The sequence below is a fragment of the Sporomusa rhizae genome (assembly GCF_041428845.1).
GTDB classification, from domain to species: Bacteria; Bacillota; Negativicutes; order Sporomusales; family Sporomusaceae; genus Sporomusa; species Sporomusa rhizae.
Genome location: NZ_CP156925.1, coordinates 1229232 through 1251431, shown reverse-complemented (window position 1 = coordinate 1251431; position 22200 = coordinate 1229232). Strand labels below are relative to the sequence as shown.

Below are 22200 nucleotides of genomic sequence, written 5' to 3'. Positions count from 1 at the left end.
CGTTAGAACGTCCAGCGTAGACCGGCATTTGCTTTCCATTTGACATCAATGTCACCGCCAACTGTTTTCGTAAGATCGGCATACAAGTATGTATTTTTACTGAGCACCCGGCTGCCGCCGATATTAAATTCCCACCAGGTATCACCAAAGTCCTGGGATATGCTGCTCGTCGGTTCATTCATTGCCGAAAAAGTCGTTGTCATATCGCCGCAGAATTCATGGGCCAATGATACTTTCGCGTGCAGTCCGCCCCGGTCGCTGTTTTTTCCAATACCGATACCCAGACGCCCGATCAGGCTGTTCATGCCGCCTTGCTCGACGCGCATGTCCTTACCGCCGCCAAAATCGCTGTGCGCATTGTAACTGGCGGAATTCAGGCGCGCATAAGTCAGCTGAGCCCGCGGTTCGATATAGAAGCCATTAGTGCGGTTGATTTTTTTGCCGTATTCCACACTGAGTGAGGTGCCCCAATTATCATAATCGCCTGTTAGTTTATGCCGCATATCGTTATAAACGGTGTACTCATTCTTAAGCTTGCTCTCTTTCAGGACTAAGTCGAGATACTGTCCGCCGTCGCCCAGCCAGGTTCCGTACAGCGCCAGACTGTAGTTTTTATTGTCGCCGCTGCCGCCCAGTTCATATTTGCTGTCACCTTCCATGTAACTGAACGCACCGCCGATATGCCAGCCATTATTGCCAACCGGCCGGTCATAACCGACCTGCATGGTTTTGAAGTTGTTACGGTAATTGGTGTTATCCTTGTCGTATTTGGTTTCGCCGCCATAGATCCGGGCCCAGGCTCCATCAGCATCCGCCGTTTTGCGTAAATCGCCGAGGCGTTCGCCCAAATCACTATTTTCAGCACGCCAGGCCAGTATTGAAGAAGTCATGGCGGCTTTGGCACCGCGCATCATCGCCGTTTCCTTGGATCCATAAATAATTTCCGGTGAGGAAGGTTGTGTCGGAGTAATAATTGAACCGTCTTTCAAGCTGCCGTTGCTGCCGCCGTCAAAGATGACTGTGCCGAGTTTGGCAGCCGATGCCGAAGTTAACCCCTCGGCAATTTCTACGGAACCGGCCAGTCTTTGTTCCGTATAGTTTGTATAGTTCAGCTTGTGGGCCAAAGCCGCCAGTACACTTTCAACCTTTTTACTATCGGTGGTATCAATGCCGGTATTGTCAACACGCAAGGTCAGGCTGGCCTCATTGCCATTTGTCCGCTCAGCAGAGCCAATGGAAATATCGCCGCCAATGATCTTAGTGGGATCGCCGGCATCATGCCCATATATGGCAAGTGTATGCCCACTGTATTTGTCAATCGTGAGCGCATGATTATCTTTCTGAATAATAACGCCCCGGTTGCTGTTGCTGTCACCGCCAACCAGTTTATTGATTCTACTGCCGGTCAAAGCGCCGTTTACAGCCTGGTTGGTCCAGGTTGCTCCTTTGTCAAGCAAGAGGTTGATGCTGCCGCTCTGTTGATCAGCCGCGCCCGTCCAGGATGAACTCTGTCCGGACAATCCCAGATTAACCGTACCGGTATCGGTGCCGGTGCCGGCAGCAGCCGCAGCTCTGAGCAGCGCTTTACTCTGCAGCGAAATATCACCTTTGATAACCACTTTGTTGCCTGCCGTCTTCATGCCTTCCCCGGTGCCGGTTATATTGATGTTGACCGAACCGCTGCCGGTTACACGGATGGCAGTACCTTGGGCAGATGATAGCGTACCGCCGCCGATGGAAACAGAACCGGATTCTGCCTTGATCGCTTCATTAGCGGTGATATCTACCAGTCCGGCTACTGTAACGCTGCCGCCGGCAGATGCTTTGATGCCGGTATATTGGTTGTTCTTGGCGCTGCCTGTAATAACAAGTGCGTTGGCTACCGCATTATCGTTATTTATGGCAATACTGCTATTGGCACCGTTTGCATACAAGCCGACTGCTGTACCATCGATGTTCTGTGCATTTACTGTGATTGCGCCGGCATTATTGACAGCAATCCGTTGTCCTCCGGCTGCGCTTATACCGGCAACATCCGTATCTGCCGCTGCAAATTTGTTGTTAATAGCCAGTTTGTTTTTGCCCATATCAATAGTAATAGCATGATCTTTCGCCAATATGGACGCTTCTCCGGCAGATTCCAGGCTAATTGAGGTTTGCTGTTTAGTAAACTTATAAGTACCGTCATTTTGCAGTACGCCGTTTCGTTTATACTCTTTATCTGCTTTGGCGTCACCGGTAATTGCAGTGGTAAAAGTTTCTTTAGACTGCGTGTCCGGATATTGATAGCCTGGCTTCAGTGAATCTTCCTTTAAACTGCCTTTGCCGTTCTGTTCATTGAAGGCAATATCGCCGGTCTGTTTTGCCGCCGATTGTGCCGTTAAACCTTCGGCAATCTGCACGTAGCCGTCCAAATTGCGTTCTCCAAGCGTATAATTCGTATAGGTCAGTTTGCCGGCCAGTGCGTTCAAAACAGCCACTACTGCGTCTTCGTCCGCCGTATTAATCCCTGTATTATCTGTCCGCAATGTCATAACGGCATTGGCGCCGTTTATTTTATCCGCCGCCGTAACGGTAATGCCGCCGCCACTGATGCTGGCAGGATTACCCGCGTCGTGCCGGTAGATCACCAGGGTATTGCCGCTGTATTTGCCGATAGTAACATCACCGGCCGACGTATCTGTCATATCAATGATGCCGTTCTTGCCCCCGGTACTGCCCGATAAACGGCTAAGCGTACTTTCGCCCGTATTCTTCCAGCTCGCCCCGTTTTGCATGTCCAGCGCGAAGTTCGTCCCTGTATTATATCCGGTCCAAGACGCGCCGTCCTTCATGTACACATTAACCTGACCGCCGTTGGTCGTGTAGTTCCCTGTCCACGACGAATCGGCCATACCAAGGCCTACATTGATAAGCCCCTTCGTACCCATGCCGCCGGCCGTACTGAAGTTGCCTTCAATGACCGTCTTATTGGTCCCGGCTCCTGTTATATTCCCGCTGCTGTCCTTGACCACGTTCACCTCCACGGTTCCCGTGTTCTGGCTGACAAATTCCCCGTAGGCGCGGATGGCCCACGCTGCGTCGTTGATCGCGCGGATCGTGCCGCCGCCGATACGAATTGTCGAGGCCACAGCGCTCACCGCTTCATTGGCCCCCTTGCCATCGCTCATATCTCCATCGGCCAGTACATCTACCAGCCCGTCAATGGTGATCTTCGATTCCACGCCGGCGGCACCGTTCATGGATTTGATAACTGCCCCACCGGCCTTTGCGGTCGTATCCGCTCGCAGGGTAAGCACTTTCTTATCGGCGTTGTCCCCGCCATTATGGATGGCAATCTCTCCGCCGCCGTTGACAAAGAGCGCTGCCGACTGTCCGCCCTGGGTGCTTTCGACCCGGACGGTAACCGCTCCGGCATCATTAAGTTCCACCCGGCCGTTTTGGCCGATGGCGCTGATCCCGGTTGTGGAAGTATCTGTTGTAGTCTTGACTGTCAGGGCATGACCGTTAAGATCTATGTGAACAGGATTACTACCACCGGATATAGCCGCACTGATCTGCCCCAGCCACGGGCCGCCGGCAATCAGCTGTTTGCCCGCTGTGATGGTCGTGCTGCCCTTCGTAAAGGCATATCGTCCGTCTCTGAGGACGCCGCCATTGATATACTCTGTATCTGCCGACAGATCGCCGGTAATCGCAGAGGTGAATTCCGTTTTGTTTTGCTGATCAGGAATATCTATAGCCGGAGTAAACGTATACTGCCCCTGACCGTCGTCTTTGTAAGTGATAGTCTCCGTCCGGCTGGCCGACTGAGCCGTGAGCCCTTCGGCAATCTCCACCTTTCCTGTCAGCTGCCCTTCTGTTTGGTGTCCGGTATAGTAAAGTTTGTTCGCCAGGGCATTCAGCGTTTCGCTGACCTTGTTCTTATCCGCCGCTGCCGCCGAACCTGTATTGAGGCCGCCGTTATCTGTCCGCAGCGTAATATTTGATCCGGCCGCCGCACTGGCAATCCGGATATTGCCGCCCTTGATATTAGTCGGATTTGCCGCTTCATGATCATACCAGACGCTGGTATAGCCGCTGTACTTATCGATGGCGATATCACGGCTGTCTTTCTGATAGATATACCCCTGCCCGCCGGCTGAAGAACCGCCGGCCAGGTACGCCAGATGGCTTCCCTGGAAAGTTTTCAACTGATCCGAGGTTCCGGACTGCACTTCATTCGTCCATACGGCGCCATTCTGCAGATACAGATTGAAAGTCCCCGTGTCATGGGCCGTAAATCCGCCTGTGCCGTAATCATTCCGGTCGGCTACATAGGTGGCGGCGCCGGCCCAGAAGGAATCCTTGTCCGTAAGGGCCACAGTAAGGACGCCCTTATTATCGAAGTCTACCAGTTGCCCGCCGCTGTATTCTACCACCTTCTGACCGTATTCACGGGTAACATAGAGATCACCGGTCAATTTGGTGGTCTTCGTACCGGCCTTGTCCCCGTCCATATTGATATTGATAGTCCCCTTATCGGCACGAGCCGCATAGTACTGCTTGCTATGGTCCGCATCCGCCGCTGCCGTAATGATGCCGCCGCCAACGGAAATATTCGTATCGGCACCGATAGTATACAAACCGCTGCCTTTAATGCCGGTAATATCCACCACATCATTGACAGTTACTTTGCCTCCGTCTGCCGTTACTCTGATCCCGGCGGCATTGATGCCATTTCCGCGCCCCCGCTCTGCCGTAACATTTTTGATTGTCAGCGGTCCGTTGATCGTCACTTCGCTGCCCGAACCGCCGCCGGCACTGCCGGCACCCTGAATATTAATCCCGGCAACACTGTCGCCCTTGGTATATATACCGTCAATCTCAACAGGTCCGGCAATGGTCAGATGCGAATTGCCGCTGAGATAGATTCCGTTAGCCCCGCGGGTATCCGTGCTATGCGCAGCATGAATGACCAGCTTTTTATCTGCATGGCTGTTTTTGATCTCCATGTACTGGTTTGTTCCGGTGTAAAGTCCGGCCAGGATCGCCTCGTCGCCCGCAGCATTCAAAGTCAGGTTGTAACCGTTTAAATCTACCAGCATGGGATTGGTTCGGGAAGTATTTTCTTCACTGAACAAGGCACTGACAAGCATGCCGCTGGAGGGACCCTGTACGTTTTTTGCTGTCGCTTCGGCCAGGCGGTCTGCCGTCAGCACGGTACTCTTGGCTATAGCTCCTTTTTCCGGTTCGACAACCGGAGTAAACTCATACTGTCCCTGCCCGCCGTCTTTGTAGGTGATGGTTTCTGTCCGGCTGGCCGACTGAGCCGTAAGCCCTTCGGCAATTTCCACCTTACCTTTGAGCTGGCCCTCGGTTTTGTATCCGGTGTAGTAAAGTTTATTTGCCAGGGCATTGAGCGTTTCGCTGACCTTGTTTTTATCCGCCGCTGCCGTCGAACCTGTGTTCAGCCCGCCGTTATCTGTCCGCAGCGTGATATTTGACCCGGCCGCCGCACTGGTAATCCGGATATTGCCGCCCTTGATGTTGGTCGGATTTGCCGCCTCATGATCGTACCAAACATTGGAGTAACCGCTGTATTGATCAATGGTGATATCCTTGTTGTCATTCTGGTAGATATACCCCGGCCGGGAATCGCCGAGGCCGCCGGCCAGCCGGTTAATATGGCTGCCGTCAAAAGCAGGCATTTGTGAGGTTGCCTTATTGTTCCAGGTTCCGCCATCCCGCAGGTACAGATTGACCGCACCGCCGCTCTTGTTGTCCACAACACCGGTAAACGAAGAACCGGCGCTGCCTACGCCCAGATTTACCGTACCGTTTTCCAGGACAAAGATCTCACCCGTTACGGTCACGTCTTTCCCGTTCACATCCGTACCGCCGTCATTCATGCCCATATTGAAGGTGCCTGCGGCAATACTTAATGCTTTGAAATCCTCTTTCGCGTTTTCCGGGGTGATGATGCTGCCGCCGCTCAGGGTGACCTTGTTGTTTTTGCTGCCGCGCATATCTACGCCGGTTCCCTTGACGGCAATATCGGCCTTGCCGGTAACGAGCAGTTCGGCCCCGGTATTGTCATAAATGCTGATCCCCTTGGCCTGCCAGGTCGGCGTGCCGTATCCGCCCTTACTTGCCGAGATGACGCCGTATGCATCGTCCCCGGTACCGTTTCCTTTCATCGTCAGGTCGCCGTGAATCGTCAGTTTGGAACCGTTATTGTACAGATAAATTCCGGTTGCCGACCCATCACCGGTATGACGGGCCTGGATAGAGACATTGCCGGTAATATCGGCCTGACCGCCATCCTGGAGCAAAATCCCATTGGCCGCCTGGCCGGCAGACGTACTGGCTATGCTTAGATCCTTGGCCGTCAGCTTCAGGTTCTTGTTCGTATAGATACCGATAGCCTGATTGGAAGCCGCCGTATTGACATCTGTAATTCCCAGTGTTTTACCGGCGGCATTGACGGTTACGTCATTGCCGCTGCCAAGGATACCGGCAACCGCTTTGTAATATCCAATATTGCCGGTAGTGGTATCACCATCATCTGCGGCAATGGTACTGTCCTTGGTGAATACATAAGCACCGTCCTTCAGTACGCCGCCCTGTGCATATTCCGTATCCTGGTCTTTCACACCGGTCAATGTCGTGGTAAATTCAGTTGTGGTCTGCCCTTCAGGAGGCTTTCCTCCACCGGAGGTTCCCTGGCCGCTTGCCGGGTCAAAAACAATTGCGCCCGTATATTTCGCCGCCGACTGAGCCGTCAAACCTTCGGCAATCTGGACAAAACCGTCAAGGTTACGTTCCCCGTTTTTATAATTGGTATAGGTCAGCTTACCGGCCAGGGCATTCAGGACATTGTTTACCGTACCGGTATCGGCCGTATTGATGCCGGCACTATCTGTCCGCAGCGTCATAACCGCATTTTGGCCGTTGGTCTTTTCAGCCGAAGTTATCGTCAGGCTGCCGCCTTTGATTTTTGTCGGATCGGCTTGGTCATGTTCATAAATCGCCATTATATTGCCGGTATACTTGTCAATGGTGATGCCTTTGTCATTTTCCGGGAAAATAACGCCGCTGCCGGCACTGCTATTGCCGCCGTACAAGTTAGTAATATGACTGGCACCGTTAGAACCGATATCCTCGTTATCATCCGCATAGCGGGTGTTTTGGGCCTTATCTGTCCAGGTCGCGCCGTTTTGCAGCCATATATTGACAGTGCCGCCGTTGTCCACTATGCCTTTCAGATAAGAGCTTGCGGTAGTCAGGCCAACATTGATTGTTCCGGTTTTGAGCGCAAAAATATCCCCATCCAGGCGCACATCTGCTGTACCCGGAAGGTTGCCGGCGTCACCTGTATTCATATTAATCGTTCCCAGATAGGAGGCCAGCGCGTAATACCCGTAATTTTTGCCGGTCGGCACGGCGATATGCCCGCCGTCAACCGTTATTTTACTGTCCTTGGCAACAGTGGCAATACCGTTGCCGTAAACAGTAAGGTCTACTTTGCCATTCACATCAATTTCACTGTTATTAACGGAAGTATACAACCCGGCCGAGTTAAAACGGGAATACACATTCTGGGAATTTAAGGGTACGCCCCAGCTGCCGTCAGTGCCGGCAATTGTTACATCGCCGTTGATGGTGATCTTCGATTTGGCAGTAGCTTCCGCGCCGGCTTCTCCCCAGCGGTCTTTTTTAGTAACAGCAATACCGTTGCCGCCCTGGCCGCCAGCCATAGTAATATGTACCGGGGCATTGACGGTAATATTGCTGGCCGCATCTTTAGCGGCGTCATTCCAAATCGCATTCGTCACCATTTCGCCGTTAGCGTAAGTGGCGGTATTAATATTTAGCTGTCCCGCATTGATTGTGACATTCTTGCCGTTGCCGGCATAAACGCCGGTAGGATTGCCGGCATTGTTCTCGACATTCAGCGTCAAAGCATGGCTGCCTGCATCAACAGTGATATCCTGACCATAACGGGCAAAGACCGCCGCCAGGATATTGGTTTTGTAATCGCCTGCGGCACTGGCCTTTAAGCCGAGAACGGTATCCTGGTCAAACTTGTAGTTCTTGAAATCCGTGGTAACGCCTTTCGTTTGGTATTCCGTATCGGTGTATTCAACACCGGTACCGTTATTATATTGCTGCGTCCCCATAATACGGGTCGTATAATCTGGTGTACCGCTGATGGCGTTAGTCCCATTGGCGGAACCATCCAGCGCAGGCAAAATGATGGTTTTGGAAATTGTTGCCCCCGGGGAAGTCAAGCCTTCACCAACCTCTAGCTGCAAGGTTTGGGTATTACCGCCGGCTACGGTGTCAGGAGTAATAAAGGCAAAGCCCCAGGAATTAAATTGATTGAGCCCTTCTTTGGTCGCAAATTTGGAAGCGTCAAATTCTAACGGCTTTGTACTGCCGTCCTGATAGATTTGCAGTTTATTTCCGGCCAAAAACCACAGACGGCGCGGATTGGATTCCACTTCGATATCCCAGTTGAACCCGGGCCAGTCATTAATTTCAATCACTTTTTCCCAGGCAGCAGGTTTATCGGCCAGCAGATTGGTTATCGTTGTTTTATACACATTGCCGATAATGCCGCCATAACTCCCATCATAATAGCCGCCAAAAACATACGCCGTACCATCATTGGTAATGGCCATATCCCGGAACTCGCCTTTTACACCTTCAGGGATAGAAATTTTACGGGAGGAATTCAGGTTGCCCCTGTTAACATTTACCGCATGAATGGCAGTCTCTGCGTTGGGGTAACCCAATTGCTGATAACCGCCGGTAGAGCAGGTAAATAGCGTATCGTTGAAGGAATGAACATTAAAAGTATTTTTGCCGATACGCTGCGCATCTATGGCCACCAGGCTGCCATCTTTTTTTATTTCATATTGCATTAAATAACCGTCATCATAATTATCATAACCACCGTTAAGATTTACACTGGTGATAGCATAAAGATATTTGTCCTTAACTACCAGACCTTCTCCATGAAACGTGGTTTTATCAGAAAACTTGCTGCCGGTTACCGTTGAGGCGTCTTCCTTTAAGCTATGATGTTCACTCTCAGCCAAGATCGCTTTGTTTAAATTGGCAACGGCAATATTGCCAAAATCATAGTCTGTAGTATAAAGATAATCCCCCTGAGTTGCCGCGGCATGAATATTAGGTACACTCGGTAACTCACCGGAAATTGCATAATCACTCCACTTCTTGTTGGCAGGGTTAATAATATTCACTGCCGCCAAATTAGTTGTACTATACGTATACTGCCGCAAAAGCACTTGAATTTTCCCATTGTGATTGATCGTAAATACGGAAGGATCCCGGTTGAGTTCATCGATTTTCATCGCAGCCGAAGCAGGATCAATATAAGCAGTGACTCTGGAACCGCTTAATGTCCCGACTTGACTCTTATCAAAGTTTGACGGCACTACGGCTGCCAGATCCGCCCCCAATACCTGGTTACTGCTCAATAAGCAGCCTAACAAAACAGCTGCTGCGAGATTTTTCCTCCTGCTATAACGCTTTTTTTGATGACACAACATTAGATCTTGCCACTCCTTTCAAATCATCCTTATTGATAAAGTAGACTTAGATTAAAATTCATAACGTATCGTTGCATAATAAGTCCTGCCCTGAATAGGAAATTCCGGATTGACATACCCGTCAACCGGCGACAGCTTCGGACTGTAAATTCTCATTTTTGGACCTTTATCGAAGATATCATTACAACCTAAGGTTACTTGCAGGCTTTTTTGCGGTTTCCATTTAAGCCCGGCGCCTACTGTAGTTAACGCGCCCACCGGTCTGCCGGACAGATAGGAATCTTGGCCGCCGCGTTTGTCCTTCGTACTGTCGGTGAAATACTCATCGACATACTTGACTTCACCGAACACCGCCAGTTGCGCGGTGGGATGATAGGTCAGCCGGGCGGAGCCTTCCCATTCCGGCGCATACGTTTGCCAAACCTCCCGCCAGGGTTCAGTCTGACCGTAATCAGCAAAAGTACTGTTACGCCGTTCCATTCGTAGTTTGGTATAAGTAGCCTGCAGGTCCAGGGAAACCTTGCTCCAGTTCAACCCGGTCTGTATCTCCACCCCATGGGCCTTGCCGTGATTGTCATTAAAGTAAGACCAATAATCCACTCCGCGACGCGCTAGTTGCAGCATATTATCGGAATCCCGCCAAAAATAAGTAACTGTCAGGTTGGCATCGGCGTTTAGCATTTTGCCGTTCAGCAGCGCGCTGATATCAAATTGTTTCCCCTCCTCCGGCAGCGGGAAAGCGGTTCCGTTCGCAGCCGCGCCCCGTGGCGGCGGCAGGATGCCGGCTCCGTCGCCGGCTATTTCATACAGGTTCAATAACCGGTAATAGGTGCCGCCGGTCATACGCATGGTAAAATTATCGTCAAACTTCTTCTTCAGAGCCAATTGCCAGGTAGCCTTGCCGTCGGTTTGCTCATCCTCCTTTTTAAACCATTTGTGTGCATCTTCTTTTTGCATCCGGGTACTGCTCCCGAAAATTTTGGATTGATTATAGCGCCCGCTTGCCGTCAGCCATACTGTTTCCTTTCGGTCCATTGTAAAGGTATCTTGGATTTGAACATTGAACAGCTCCTGTTTGTAATAATTGCGGTAACTTGCCATCGCGGTGCCTACATCCCCGATGGCCTCATCTTTGGAATAGTCATCCATTCTGGAACCGTGTACGCGCATTTTTTCACTTGAAAAATTTGTCTGAACCTCAAGCAGTTGGGAGTCTGATAATTTGTAGCTGCCGTCGATCTGAAGATTGTACTTGTTTGATTTATAATTGCTCCATAATCGCATCGGTGTTTGCCAGGGCGGCGCTTTATCATATTCATAAGGCTTTTCCGTATTGTATCTTTTATCTTGATGCAGGTAGTCAATCATCCAGCCCCATTCCAGTTTTCCTACCGTGTCGCGGCGCTGCACCAAAAATTCCCTGGCATCGACTTTCTGCCTGCGGCTTTCGGCGTAGTAGATATCTTTGGCATCCACATAACTGCCGGAACTTACCGCGGTGCTGGCGCTGTCATTTCCCCAAAGGCCATCCGGCAAATGCCGGTCAATTTTCTTCCAGCTGCCTTTGATCATCCAGTTATCATCCTGCCATTTGATCAGCGCATCGGTATTCTTAAAATCGTTGTACTGGCGACGCCGCTCATCGTTTTCCAGCAATTTCATTTTCTCTTTCCATTCGGCTAGCTTTTGACTTTTTCCGGCCATGTCGGGGTTGGTATCCGGGTCGGCTTTACGAACTGCATATTCTGCCTCGGCCCGGGCATAATCCTTATAAATCGCATCCTTGGTTGCCACATCGGCGTTTTCAAAGAAATTTCTAAACTCGGCCGGTTTGGAGAACTTTCCTGTCCATTTCTCTGTGTCTTTGATTGCGCCCCACAGTATATTCGCGCTTTCCCCCGGGGCAGTCGTATAATTTCCCGCATACGCCCGGTTGTAAAAATTATCTGTGCCTGTCGTATTGTCCCGGACAAAGCGCAACCACTCTTCTGTATTTCCTTTGAAGGCTGCTTTTTCCGGTTCAGTGAGACTGACATTATAGCGCTGCTTTGCATTCTCGATCATATCGGTGTTAAAATTCTCAATCTCGGTCTGATAACCGTCGCGCATTTTCATGGCATAGGGAAGATTACGTTCCGCCGCATAGTTTTTGTATTTAAAATCGCCGTCGCTTTGCTCACGGTTCAGCCCCACCATTAAACTGCCGTTACCTAAAGGGGTATCTACCTGCAGGGAGTAGCTTCTACCACCGTAACCAGCCCGTCCTATCTCCGCAGACACATTGGCCTTGTCCGGCCGTTTGGTCACAATATTGATGACACCGCCCATATAGGTACCGCCAAACCGGCTGGGAATATAACCGCGGTACACTTCGATACGCTCGACATTTTTGACCGGTATTGTGGAAATGTCCACAGCGGCATCACCGCCTAGATTGGTAAGTACACCGTCGATAAATACACCGACCTGCGCCGCGGTTGATCCCCGGATGCTGACTGTGGTATATTGTCCTTTGCCGTTCACCTCGCGAACATGAACGCCAGGAACGTTTTTCAATAAATCGGGCAGGGTTTTTTGTTCGCCTTTATAATCGTCCGGTCGGATAACCGTAACCGACCCCGGCGACAATTTACTTTCCCAATCAGGCCGTTTCGCTTCCACGGTAACCCCTTCCAGGGTGAAATCCTGAGTATCCGCATTCGCATTTCCTTCGGCGTGTACCGTTTGAAAACCAATACCCGCGGAGATTGATGCCGCCAACACCAAAGCCAGGCCTGTCCGTGATCCCGTAAGCAAACGATTAGTTGCCAGTGCCTTTTTTTTGTTTTTCATACAATCTCTCCAGCCATAGATTTAAATAATCAAGTCAACCCTTGTAACGAATTGCATACCCAAGTGTTAAAAACCCGGCAGACAATGAAAAACTTTCAATAAAAAAACCCCCTTACCGGGAGTTATGCTCATTACGCCAGCAGCCGGGCTTTACCCGGCCACTTACCGTAATCTCCTCCCCGTCGCTCGCAGGTATAATGGCGATTGTCATGCAGGCAGTTCTCCTGACTTAGGATCATCGCGTCTCCAAACCTTCCCGGAACGCTAGGTTCCAGTGGCATATCTTGAAGCGGCTCCCCATTACAGTGGCGGGACCGTGCCGGCATTACACCGGCTTCCCTATTAAGCCCCGAAGGGCACCTGCACCCATATTTATATTGTTTCAAAATATTTTCAGATATGGATTATATCCCCATGGTAGCGTAAGGTAAGAATATTCGTAAATACCTCAAACGAGTGATTTTTTACTGCATTTGCTAATCATTTTCCATATAATTCAGCAAATTTTTGACGAAACAGTACTGGAATTCGACAGAAATTCCCTGGCAGATCGGGACTGTAAACCAATTGTTATACTCCCCAGACTTTTTGCATCAGTCGAGGATATGTTTCATCAAGATGCCGGACTAATACGTCTACCATCAAATGAATCATATTGCTGTCAAACGTTTCGTCCACAAACGGAATGCAAACATCCATAAGTAAAGTGCCGTCTTCTGCCAAATAATATTTGAAAATCTTAAACTTTTCGTTCATCTCATTGACACAATGCAATAAGTCAGCTCGTTTATCGGCATCAATACCTGTAACAATCTGTGTGCGGATAATGGTAAATATGCTCTCGTCAATAATAATCACTGCCGGCAATTGTTGACCTTTTACTTCAATCCGTGAACGAAAAACTGAGCTTTTCAAAGTATCTTCTATTAACTCGGTACTAAATAAATTTATATTGTTGTCCTCCAAAGATTTTTGAAATTTTTCGGCTTTCGCATTCATTTGCTTTCCCGCTTGTTCTGTAGCGATTTCTTGATTTTGCATTTCTGACAACATCACAATCAACTCCTAATTTATTTTGTCCGGCACTGCCCGCAAGCGGGAATTTCCGGTTTTTTAAAAACACCCTGTGCCCGCAGACCGTAACACGGTCACAGGGTGTTTTTATTACATTAATACTAAAAAGTCCAACGCACGCCGGCGTCAACGCGCCAGTCGGTTTTAATATCCGCTCCGGCTGTTTTTTCAACATTTGCGTAAGCAGATGTATGATTATTTAATTTGGTAGTCCCGCCAAGCTGGAATACCCACCAGGAATCGCCAAAGTCCAGCTTAGTTTCTTTGGTAGGTTCATTGGCAGCAGAGTAAGAGGTACTGAAGTTGCCGCAGAATTCATGCAGCAGAGATACTTTGGCATAAACGCTGCTTTTTGCTGTTTCGTGTCCGATACCGATACCCAAACGGCCAATGAGACTATTCATGCCGTCCTGATCTACCCGCAGGGTGGTACCTCCCAGATAATCGCTGTGCGCATTGTAGCTGTCGCCGCCTAGCCGTGCATACGTCAACTCCACTTGCGGTTCATAGTAAAAGCCGTTATTTTGCCGGATGCGGCGCCCGTATTCGGCACTGACCGAAGTTCCCCATGCCTTATAGTCGCCATTCAGTTTGTAGCCATAGTCATTAAATACCTTATAATCACTCTTGACGCGGCTTTCTTTCATAATTAAATCCAGATAATGTCCTTTTTCACCCAGCCAGGTTCCATACAGGGCCAGACTGGTTGATGAATTATCGCCGTCGCCGCGCTCGTAATTACTTTTGCCGTCGTTATAGCTTACGGCGGCGCCCAGGCGCCAGCCGCTTATGCCAATGGCTTTGTCATAACCCAGTTGGATTGTCCGGTATGAGTTATCATAATAGGTCTGCTCTTTATCGTATTTGGATTTGCCGGCATACATCCGCGCCCATATTCCGTCTTCTTTCCCGGCTCCCAAGCGTAAATCACCCATGCGTTTCAGGAGGTCGTTGTTTTCCGCCCGCCAAGCCATAGCCGCTGAAACCATGGCGGATTTTGCGCCACGCATCATGGCAGTTTGCTCGGAGCCGTAGAAGATTTCCGGTGTGTTATTTGCCGGTTGTCCATTTTCGATATCCGCAACCGTTGTGCAACTGCCATTACCGTCGGTGCCGAAAGTAATATCGCCCACCTTAATCCCGGCACTGGAGGTCAATAAGCCTTCGGCTATTTCCACTTTCCCGCTGAGGTTTTTAGTTTCTTCCGCGCCCTTATAGGTCAGTTTGTTAGACAAAGCATTGAGTACTTTTAAAACTTCCCTACTATCTTTGGTATTGATACCGCTATTATCAGTACTCAGTGTAAATACAGAACCGGTATCTGCGGATTTGATGGTTATGCCGCCGCCCTTGATGTTCGTAGGCGCAGTTGCGTCGTGTTCATAGATAGCAGTGACCTGGCCGCTATATTTGTCAATTGTGATCTCTTTCGCCGAAGCTTGTTTGATAAAGCCTTTAGCACTCTTACTGCTGCCGCCTGCAAGCTCAGTAATGCTGCTTGCCACGTCGCCGGTTACGCCCCACGCACCGCCATTGGCTAAGGTCAGTTTCGTTGTGGCTCCTTCGGCGGTAGTGATGCTGCCGTTCAGTAAAGATCCGTTTTTACTCAAGCCGATATCGATGGTGCCGCTGTCATTAACTACATTCCCGCTGATATTCACAGCTTTGTCACCGGCAATTTTGATCATACCGCCGTTTAAAGTATGAAGAGCGTTTTTGCCTGCGGTGACAATAATATTCGCGCCGCCGTTAAGATTTGCCGTGCCATTGTCGGCCTTGACGGCATCATCACCGCTGGCTGTGATCTTGGTATTACCGGTAACGCTAAGCACTTTACCGCCGCTCATATCAATACCGGCAGCCGCCGTTATATCAAGATCACCATTAATAACGCCGTCATTTGTTACAGTGTCGCTCGCCGTAAGCAACTGAGCTTTAGCGGTAGTTTTTGGTCCGGTCATTTTAATGCCTGTACCATTGGCGGCTGTAATCGTTACTTTGCCGTCAATAACCAAGGTACCGCCTTCGGAAAGAATGCCGACGCCATTCTCCGCAACGATGCCTGTGCCATTATCAGCTTTAAGGCCGACTTCTGCCCCGTTGCCGACGTAAAGGCCCGCATTTTTCCCGCCTTCCGCTTTTATACCAAGTTCTTTTGCGGTTACAGCTGTTTTTGCACCTGTTCCTGCCGCATATAGGCCATAAGTGCTCCTGTCAGTACCTGTGGTAGTTGCGGTTAATCCGAGAACTTGACCGCTCGCGTCTATCGTGAGTGGTTTCGCAGACGCATAGACGGCGGCAACTATACCGCCTTGGGCAGCAGCATCATTGACGGCAACCGTTGTGCCTTTGGTAAAGACCTGCTGGCTAATATTATTACCGCTAAGAGTAGTAGTAGTGGTTTGTTCGGTTGGCGCCCCGGCTTTATAGTAGCCGCCTTGTCCGGTAAATTCACTAAACGTTATGTCTGCCAATTTTTTGGATGCCGAAGAGGTCGTTAAGCCTTCCATTATCTCTACTTTGCCGTCAAGATTGCGCTCGCCGCTGATGTAATTTGTATAGGTCAGCTTGTTGGCCAAAGCATTGAGTACAGCGTCTACTGTCGTTGCATCCGTAATGCCCGTACCTGCCGTCCGCAGAGTAATCACCGCATTGCTGCCATTAGTTTTAGACGCCGAAGCAATCGTGATGGCGCCGCCGGTAATCGTAGTCGGCGTGGCTGCATCGTGCGCATAATCAACGACCGTGTGGCCGCTGTAGTTATCAATTTGGATATTCTTTGCCGTCTGATTAATTAGGCCTCGTGTGTCTTCGCTGCTGCCGCCGTAGAAACTATTCACCCTGCTGGCGGCAAGATCAAGCGGGCGCCCAGATATATTGAGAGTATGCACTAATTGGTTTGTCCAGGTCGCACCGTTTTGCAGCCATAGATTAAAGACACCGTTTAACGGGACTTTGCCATTATATAATGCAGGATTATCAGCCATACCTGTCCACGTGGATTTATTGGTAGTCAAAGCAACATTAATGGTGCCTCCCTGCCCCACGCCGACCCAGGCTCCCTGTGTTTTAATGTCGCCTGTAATGTTTCCGCGGTTAGTTCCGGCGGAAAGCGTTCCGTCCGGATTGGTCCTAACATTGAAATTCACCACACCGCCGGCGTAACTGTCGATGGCTTCATAATTGGTCGTGTCAAGAGTGCCGCCACCGACACTAAGCTGAGCTTTTGCTGTTGCACTAAGCCCCCAGGAGTCGACCGCTGTAACGTTTGCCAGCCCGTTAATGGTAAGCTGGCCGCCATTCATAACCTTAATGCCGGTATTGTTGATGGCCCAGTTGCGATCAGTCACCGGCAGTCCGTCAGGAGCTTTCAAAAAGCTATTGACCGTTACGGCGTGTTCTTCGCTGTTATCATTGTTGATAATGACTTTTCCCTTATCACTGGCATACAGCCCGGCCACATAATAGTAATCGCCCCTTGTCAGGACATTGATCGCACCGGGATTGTTGATCGTGACCGTCGCGTCTTTATCGGCAGTAATGCCGACAGCCTTAGGCGTTGCCGACGACCTGCCGCAGGTAACATCGGTATCAATTGTCAGATCATGTCCTCCCATATCGATAGTAATATTTTGCCCATCGGCGGAAGGCTTGATAGCACTGAAGACAGGTACCCCCTGGGTAACGACGGAGCCGTCAATTTTTGTGGTAATCAACGTATCACCCGCAAAACGGTAGACACCGTCTTGGCCGATAACAGCGGCATAATCTTTATCAGTAGCCGCAGCACCGGTAATAATGCTGTTATATACGTTTGTTCTCCCTTTTGCCGTATTTAAGCTTCCCTGACCGCTGGCTGCATCAAAAGCAATACTGCCTAGTTTCTTAACCGCCGCTGAAGCAGTCAATCCTTCGGCAATTTCTACCTCGCCGCTAAGATTTTTTTCCCCTGTCATGTAATTAGTGTAGTAGAGTTTATTCGCCAAAGCATTGAGCACGTTATTCACTGCTGAGTCATTTGTCAAGTCAATGCCGCTATTATCCGTTCGCAGCGTAATGACAGAGCCGCTTGCCGCCGACTCAACAAAAGTATCGCCGCCAAGGATCGTTGCCGGCACAGCGGCGTCGTGCCCATAGTTAATCAGAGTATTGCCGCTGTAGTTATTAAAGTACAATCCGGTATCCCCGGCTTGATAAATGACGCCGCGCGTCCATTTACTGCTGCCGCCGGTAAATTTCGTCACATAGCTGACATTATCAAAGCCGCTGTCGCCCAAACCGTTGCCGTCGCTAAGCGCAGCACCCCATGGACTGTTGGTCCATTCCGCCCCGTTTTGCAGCCACAGATTAAAATCCCCCACGAGTGGCTGACCAACATTTTGAGCCGCACCTTTCCAGTACGAGTTGGAAGTTGTCAGCGCCAGATTAATCTTGCCATTCTTATAATCAGCTTTTTTCGATGAATCATCATGAATAGTAAAAATATCGCCTTCCAGTTTGACCTGGTTCGTGCCTGGCTTGGTTCCGTCCGTTCCTGTATTCATATTTACTGTTCCGCTATAAGCCGCCAGCGCCAAATAGGTCCTGTCGGTGGCATTCGGCGTTATGATCCTGCCGCCGCCAAGCAAATTCACAACCGCACTCTTGTCAAATGTGTTGTCATAATAGTCGTCGGCGGCAGCACCGGTGCCCTTGACCGCCAAATCCACCGCACCGGTTACCATTATCACACTGCCGTCAGACTGATTGTTGAAAATGCCGGTTGTCTGCCAGCGGGGATTATTGTTATAGCTGTAGCCGTCGGAATAGACTCCCCAGGGATTATTCGCGTCGGTAGCATTACGCATGGTAAGCTTGCCGTTAATCAGCAGCTTTGCCTGCGCTCCCTCACTGGTGCCGGACGGTGTGTAGCGTATGCCATAGGCCCCTCCGAGACCGTGAGCAGTAATATTTACATCCCCATTAATCGTCAGGCTGCTGCCATCCAAGCCGGTAATGCCGTCGGCATACCGGTTGGCATACACACTAGTAGAGCTAATTGTCAGCGGATAATTACTGTTAATAATCATTTTTTTATTGACATCGGCAAAAATTCCGGGATTGCTGTAGGCATTCTGACCGGCATAATTCTGATCATTTACCGTAACCATTACAGGTATGGGAATACCATACGTGTCAGTCCCGTCACTGCCTGTTACACGATTGACATAATCATTCGCGGCATTGGCACCGCCTAACGACTCGTTAATGACTGTCAGGTAGTTTCCCTGGCCGGTTATATTGTTAAACGTAACGCTGCCGGTCCTCAAAGCCGCCGAGGAAGAAGTCATTCCTTCGGCAATTTCCACCTTGCCGTCCAGGTTTCTCTCGCCCGTCGTATAATTCACATAGATCAATTTTTCGGCTAAGGCATTCAGTACCCCGTTTACCATAGCTTTGTCGTTGGCAACATCAATGCCCGAACTGTCCGTCAACAACGTAATCGCGGCGTTCGTGCCCTTGGTCTTGTCTGCCGAAACAATTTTAATTGCGCCGCCCTTTAAAGCCGCAGGCGTCGTTTGGTCATGCGTGTAAGTCACCAGCGTATTCCCGCTGTATTTATCAATCGTTAACGGCGCAACTTCGTCTTTTGCCTGTTGGACAATAACACCGCGGGTTGCCTCACTATCGCCGCCATAGAATGCCGTCAGCTCCTCGGCGTTATAATTGGCTTTGCCCGGATTCGTCCAAACAGCGCCGTTTTGCAGCCACATATTTAGCGTAGAGCCAGTATCAGTGTCACCAAAATTCGACATAGAAGCATAGCCGTTAAGAGAAGATTTATCCGTTACCAGCGCGACATTTATGCTGCTGCCATAGGAGGCGACAATATTGCCGTCAATGACCGTGTCTGCTAAGCCGGCTGCTACCCCGGTATTTGTCGTAACCACATTGACATTGATTTTGCCTTTGTCGTAGGCAAATACCGCATCTCTGCCCTTGATAGTACCGCCGCCCACAGAAATGCTGCCGCCCTGCTCGGCATACAAAGCCCTGATGCGTGCATCGCCCCCGCTGACGTCCAGGTTCAATAGCCCGTTTATCGTGATACTGCCCCCGTGTGCTTCAATACCGGCGCTTTTGTTGCAATTGGCCGGCACCGCAACAACAACTTTATCCGCCGTAACTTTGATATTACCGTTTTCCCCGGCGTAAAGACCAAAACCAGCTACTGACTGATCATCATCATCACCATCATTGTCGCTGTAATCCGTCGCTTTGAGTGTCAGTATTTTCCCCGGCGCATTAATGGTCAGCATCTTATTATCAGCAAAAAGGGCGGCAACGCCTTTCGCCTCGTTTTCTATAAAAACATAAACATCCACTTTGTCATTGTTCTTATCAACCGTAATCGATGTATCGCTATCAAAATTGTACGTCGAATAATCCTTTGTCGCTGCCGCATAAGCGGTATCTTTACTACTGTCGCCGGTAATCGGAGTCGTGTAATCGGCGGCCAAAACTCCCGGCGGATTCAGCAGACAACCCGCAAAAGCCAGTGCAATCGTCTGTTGAAGCAACCGTTTCCTTCTTGCGGAAATTTTCCCCTGTTTTTTCATCACCACTATGCCCTCTCCGGATTATTTTTGTTTTAAACTTGTAATCACGTCTTTTGTCAGGTCTGTGCCGCCATACAGCATCTCTTCGGCTTTGACGACATAACCAATACCTTTGTCCTTTGCAACTTTGGCAATGGCCTGTACTACACTCTCACGAATCGGCTGCATGATTTCCGTTTCTTTTCTTGCCAAACGCTGGTTTAATTCTTTTTCCAAGTCGGCTTTGCCCTTAGCGTCCAAGCTGGGAGCCTTTACATCATATTCCTGCTGTGCTTTTTTCTGTTCTTCCAGAATGATTTTTCCTGCTTCGTTTACATCAGGATGAGCAGCATAAACCGCCAGCAGATTCACATAAGCCGGCTCATAAGAATCCTTCGCCTCCGCAGGCACTGTGCCCACCCCTAGCAGCCCAAACACGCACACTACGTAAAACAAAAAACTCAGCATGCTTTTTTTCATCAGTATCAACTCCTTCAAATACAGGTTTGAGAAGAAACAATCAGAATGATTCCGGTTATTGCGTACATTGCGATTTTATGCACTTACGAATTTCTCTCACCCCCATGTTTTTAAAATAAAATTACTCCACCGCCTATGATTGCATTGGAGCATATATCAAATTTTAATCTTGCGTGCCGCATCCGTTCATCCTTGTTGCCTGCCTGCCCGTTTTGCAGCAATATAGGCAATAAAAAAACCCCCTTGTCAGGAGATGTTTTACGCTAGCGGCCAATAGCATTTTCCGGTCACTTACCGTAATCCCCTCCCTGTCACTCGCAGGTACAATGGCGATTGTCGTACAGGCAGTTCTCCTGACTTAGGATCATCGCGTCTTCAAACCTTCCCGGAACACTACCGTTCCAGTGGCATATCTTGAAGCAGCTCCCCCATCACAGTGGCGGGACCGTGCCGGCATTACACCGGCTTCCCTATTAAGCCCCAAAGGGCACCTGCACCCTATATCGATTTTTAGTACTCCGGCTAATGTTCCATTGACTAAATCATTAAGTAAAAAAATCATTCTCTTCCCGGAATTTTAACTATTTCACAATATTTTCGCGTTCTGGATTATGTTTCCATAGTAGCGAAGATGAGAATATCCGTAAATACCTCAAACGAGGTAGCTTTTAAGGTTTTTCTACACTTTTAAGAACAAAATGCAAGCTGGTAGCATATCCTGGCAAAAAAAAAGAATCCTGTCTTTTATCAGGAGTCTTTGTCTCAAAATGTAAACAAGCTATTTTCCCTTTGTTTTATACCTGGCAGCAAGTCGAAGATATACTTACATAACCAAAACTATATGGCGGCTAATAAAGAATTACATACAAAATTCGAACATCAAGACTGGATCGGTAATATTCTCCAAAACATCTTTAGTACCTATTTCTTATAAACTTCATAATTAAGCATACCACGCATCATTGCCCGAATGGCAACATTTACCGATTAGTTCAGTACGAGAAGTTGTCCCCGTTTTGGCCAGCAGGTTTCTTACATGCGATTTCACGGTTTCAAAGCCAATACTCAGCGTCTCACTGATTTCTTTGTTCGTTTTTCCGGCAGCAATTGCATGAAGAATATCTTTCTCTCTTGAGGTAAATGTTATCCCATTAGCAGAATTAATTTCATCACCAGCTCGATAGTCAAACACTACCATAACAAATGTCTGCTCTTCTGAATAAAACGAAAAACAGTTAAAAGTAATGATATCCAGCTGCTGATTTAGCATACCGCTGTAATTAGACAAAAGCGTTTCTTTTTCTTTAACCATAACCATAAACTGCCGGCAAACCCCTCGCAGTTGTTGATACAATCCAGGAGCAGCTTTTCCAAATACCCGTTTTGCTTTCGCATTTGCATAAATAATTTCACTCTTATAGTTGAGAATGCAAATACCTTGATTAGCTTGATGAAACAAAACCTCCCAATATTTTGATCCGTACATCGCTTACCCTCAGTCTTTATCGTTAGTTTTACTACCGATCAGTCTTGAAATAAAAAATGTTATGCGGACAATTCTTTTATTTATAGAAACAGCAGCTGGTTTAGAATACCTAAAACCCATACAAATCTTTTCGCCGAAATGAAAAAAGCTCCCGACTTCACTAGGAGCACATACATTAAACTGTCAATAG

General features: G+C 49.1%; 6 protein-coding genes and 2 riboswitches. All 6 genes read right to left on the bottom strand.

Annotation, left to right across the window (positions count from 1 at the left end):
* Window positions 1-2: 2 nt before the first annotated feature.
* Window positions 3-9560: a hypothetical protein gene (locus SRRS_RS05555; protein WP_371366974.1), complete on the bottom strand. Its 9558-nt coding sequence runs from the start codon at window positions 9558-9560 to the stop codon at window positions 3-5.
* Between the two features lie 51 nt (window positions 9561-9611).
* On the bottom strand, window positions 9612-12392 hold the full coding sequence (locus tag SRRS_RS05550) for a TonB-dependent receptor (protein WP_371366972.1): 2781 nt from the start codon (window positions 12390-12392) through the stop codon (window positions 9612-9614).
* Window positions 12393-12588: 196 nt separating this feature from the next.
* Window positions 12589-12771, bottom strand: a riboswitch (cobalamin riboswitch).
* Between the two features lie 191 nt (window positions 12772-12962).
* Complete coding sequence (locus tag SRRS_RS05545) at window positions 12963-13445, bottom strand: hypothetical protein (protein ID WP_371366970.1); 483 nt, start codon at window positions 13443-13445, stop codon at window positions 12963-12965.
* 122 nt (window positions 13446-13567) lie between these two features.
* The gene (locus SRRS_RS05540; RefSeq protein WP_371369727.1) at window positions 13568-20065 is read right to left on the bottom strand and encodes an autotransporter domain-containing protein; all 6498 of its coding nucleotides are present in this window, start codon (window positions 20063-20065) and stop codon (window positions 13568-13570) included.
* A 21-nt stretch (window positions 20066-20086) separates the two neighbouring features.
* A complete protein-coding gene (locus tag SRRS_RS05535) occupies window positions 20087-20524 on the bottom strand; it encodes an OmpH family outer membrane protein (protein WP_371366968.1) in 438 nt (145 codons plus the stop codon).
* Window positions 20525-20849: 325 nt separating this feature from the next.
* Window positions 20850-21034, bottom strand: a riboswitch (cobalamin riboswitch).
* A gap of 433 nt (window positions 21035-21467) precedes the next feature.
* The gene (locus SRRS_RS05530; protein WP_371366967.1) at window positions 21468-21983 is read right to left on the bottom strand and encodes a LuxR C-terminal-related transcriptional regulator; all 516 of its coding nucleotides are present in this window, start codon (window positions 21981-21983) and stop codon (window positions 21468-21470) included.
* Window positions 21984-22200 lie beyond the last annotated feature (217 nt).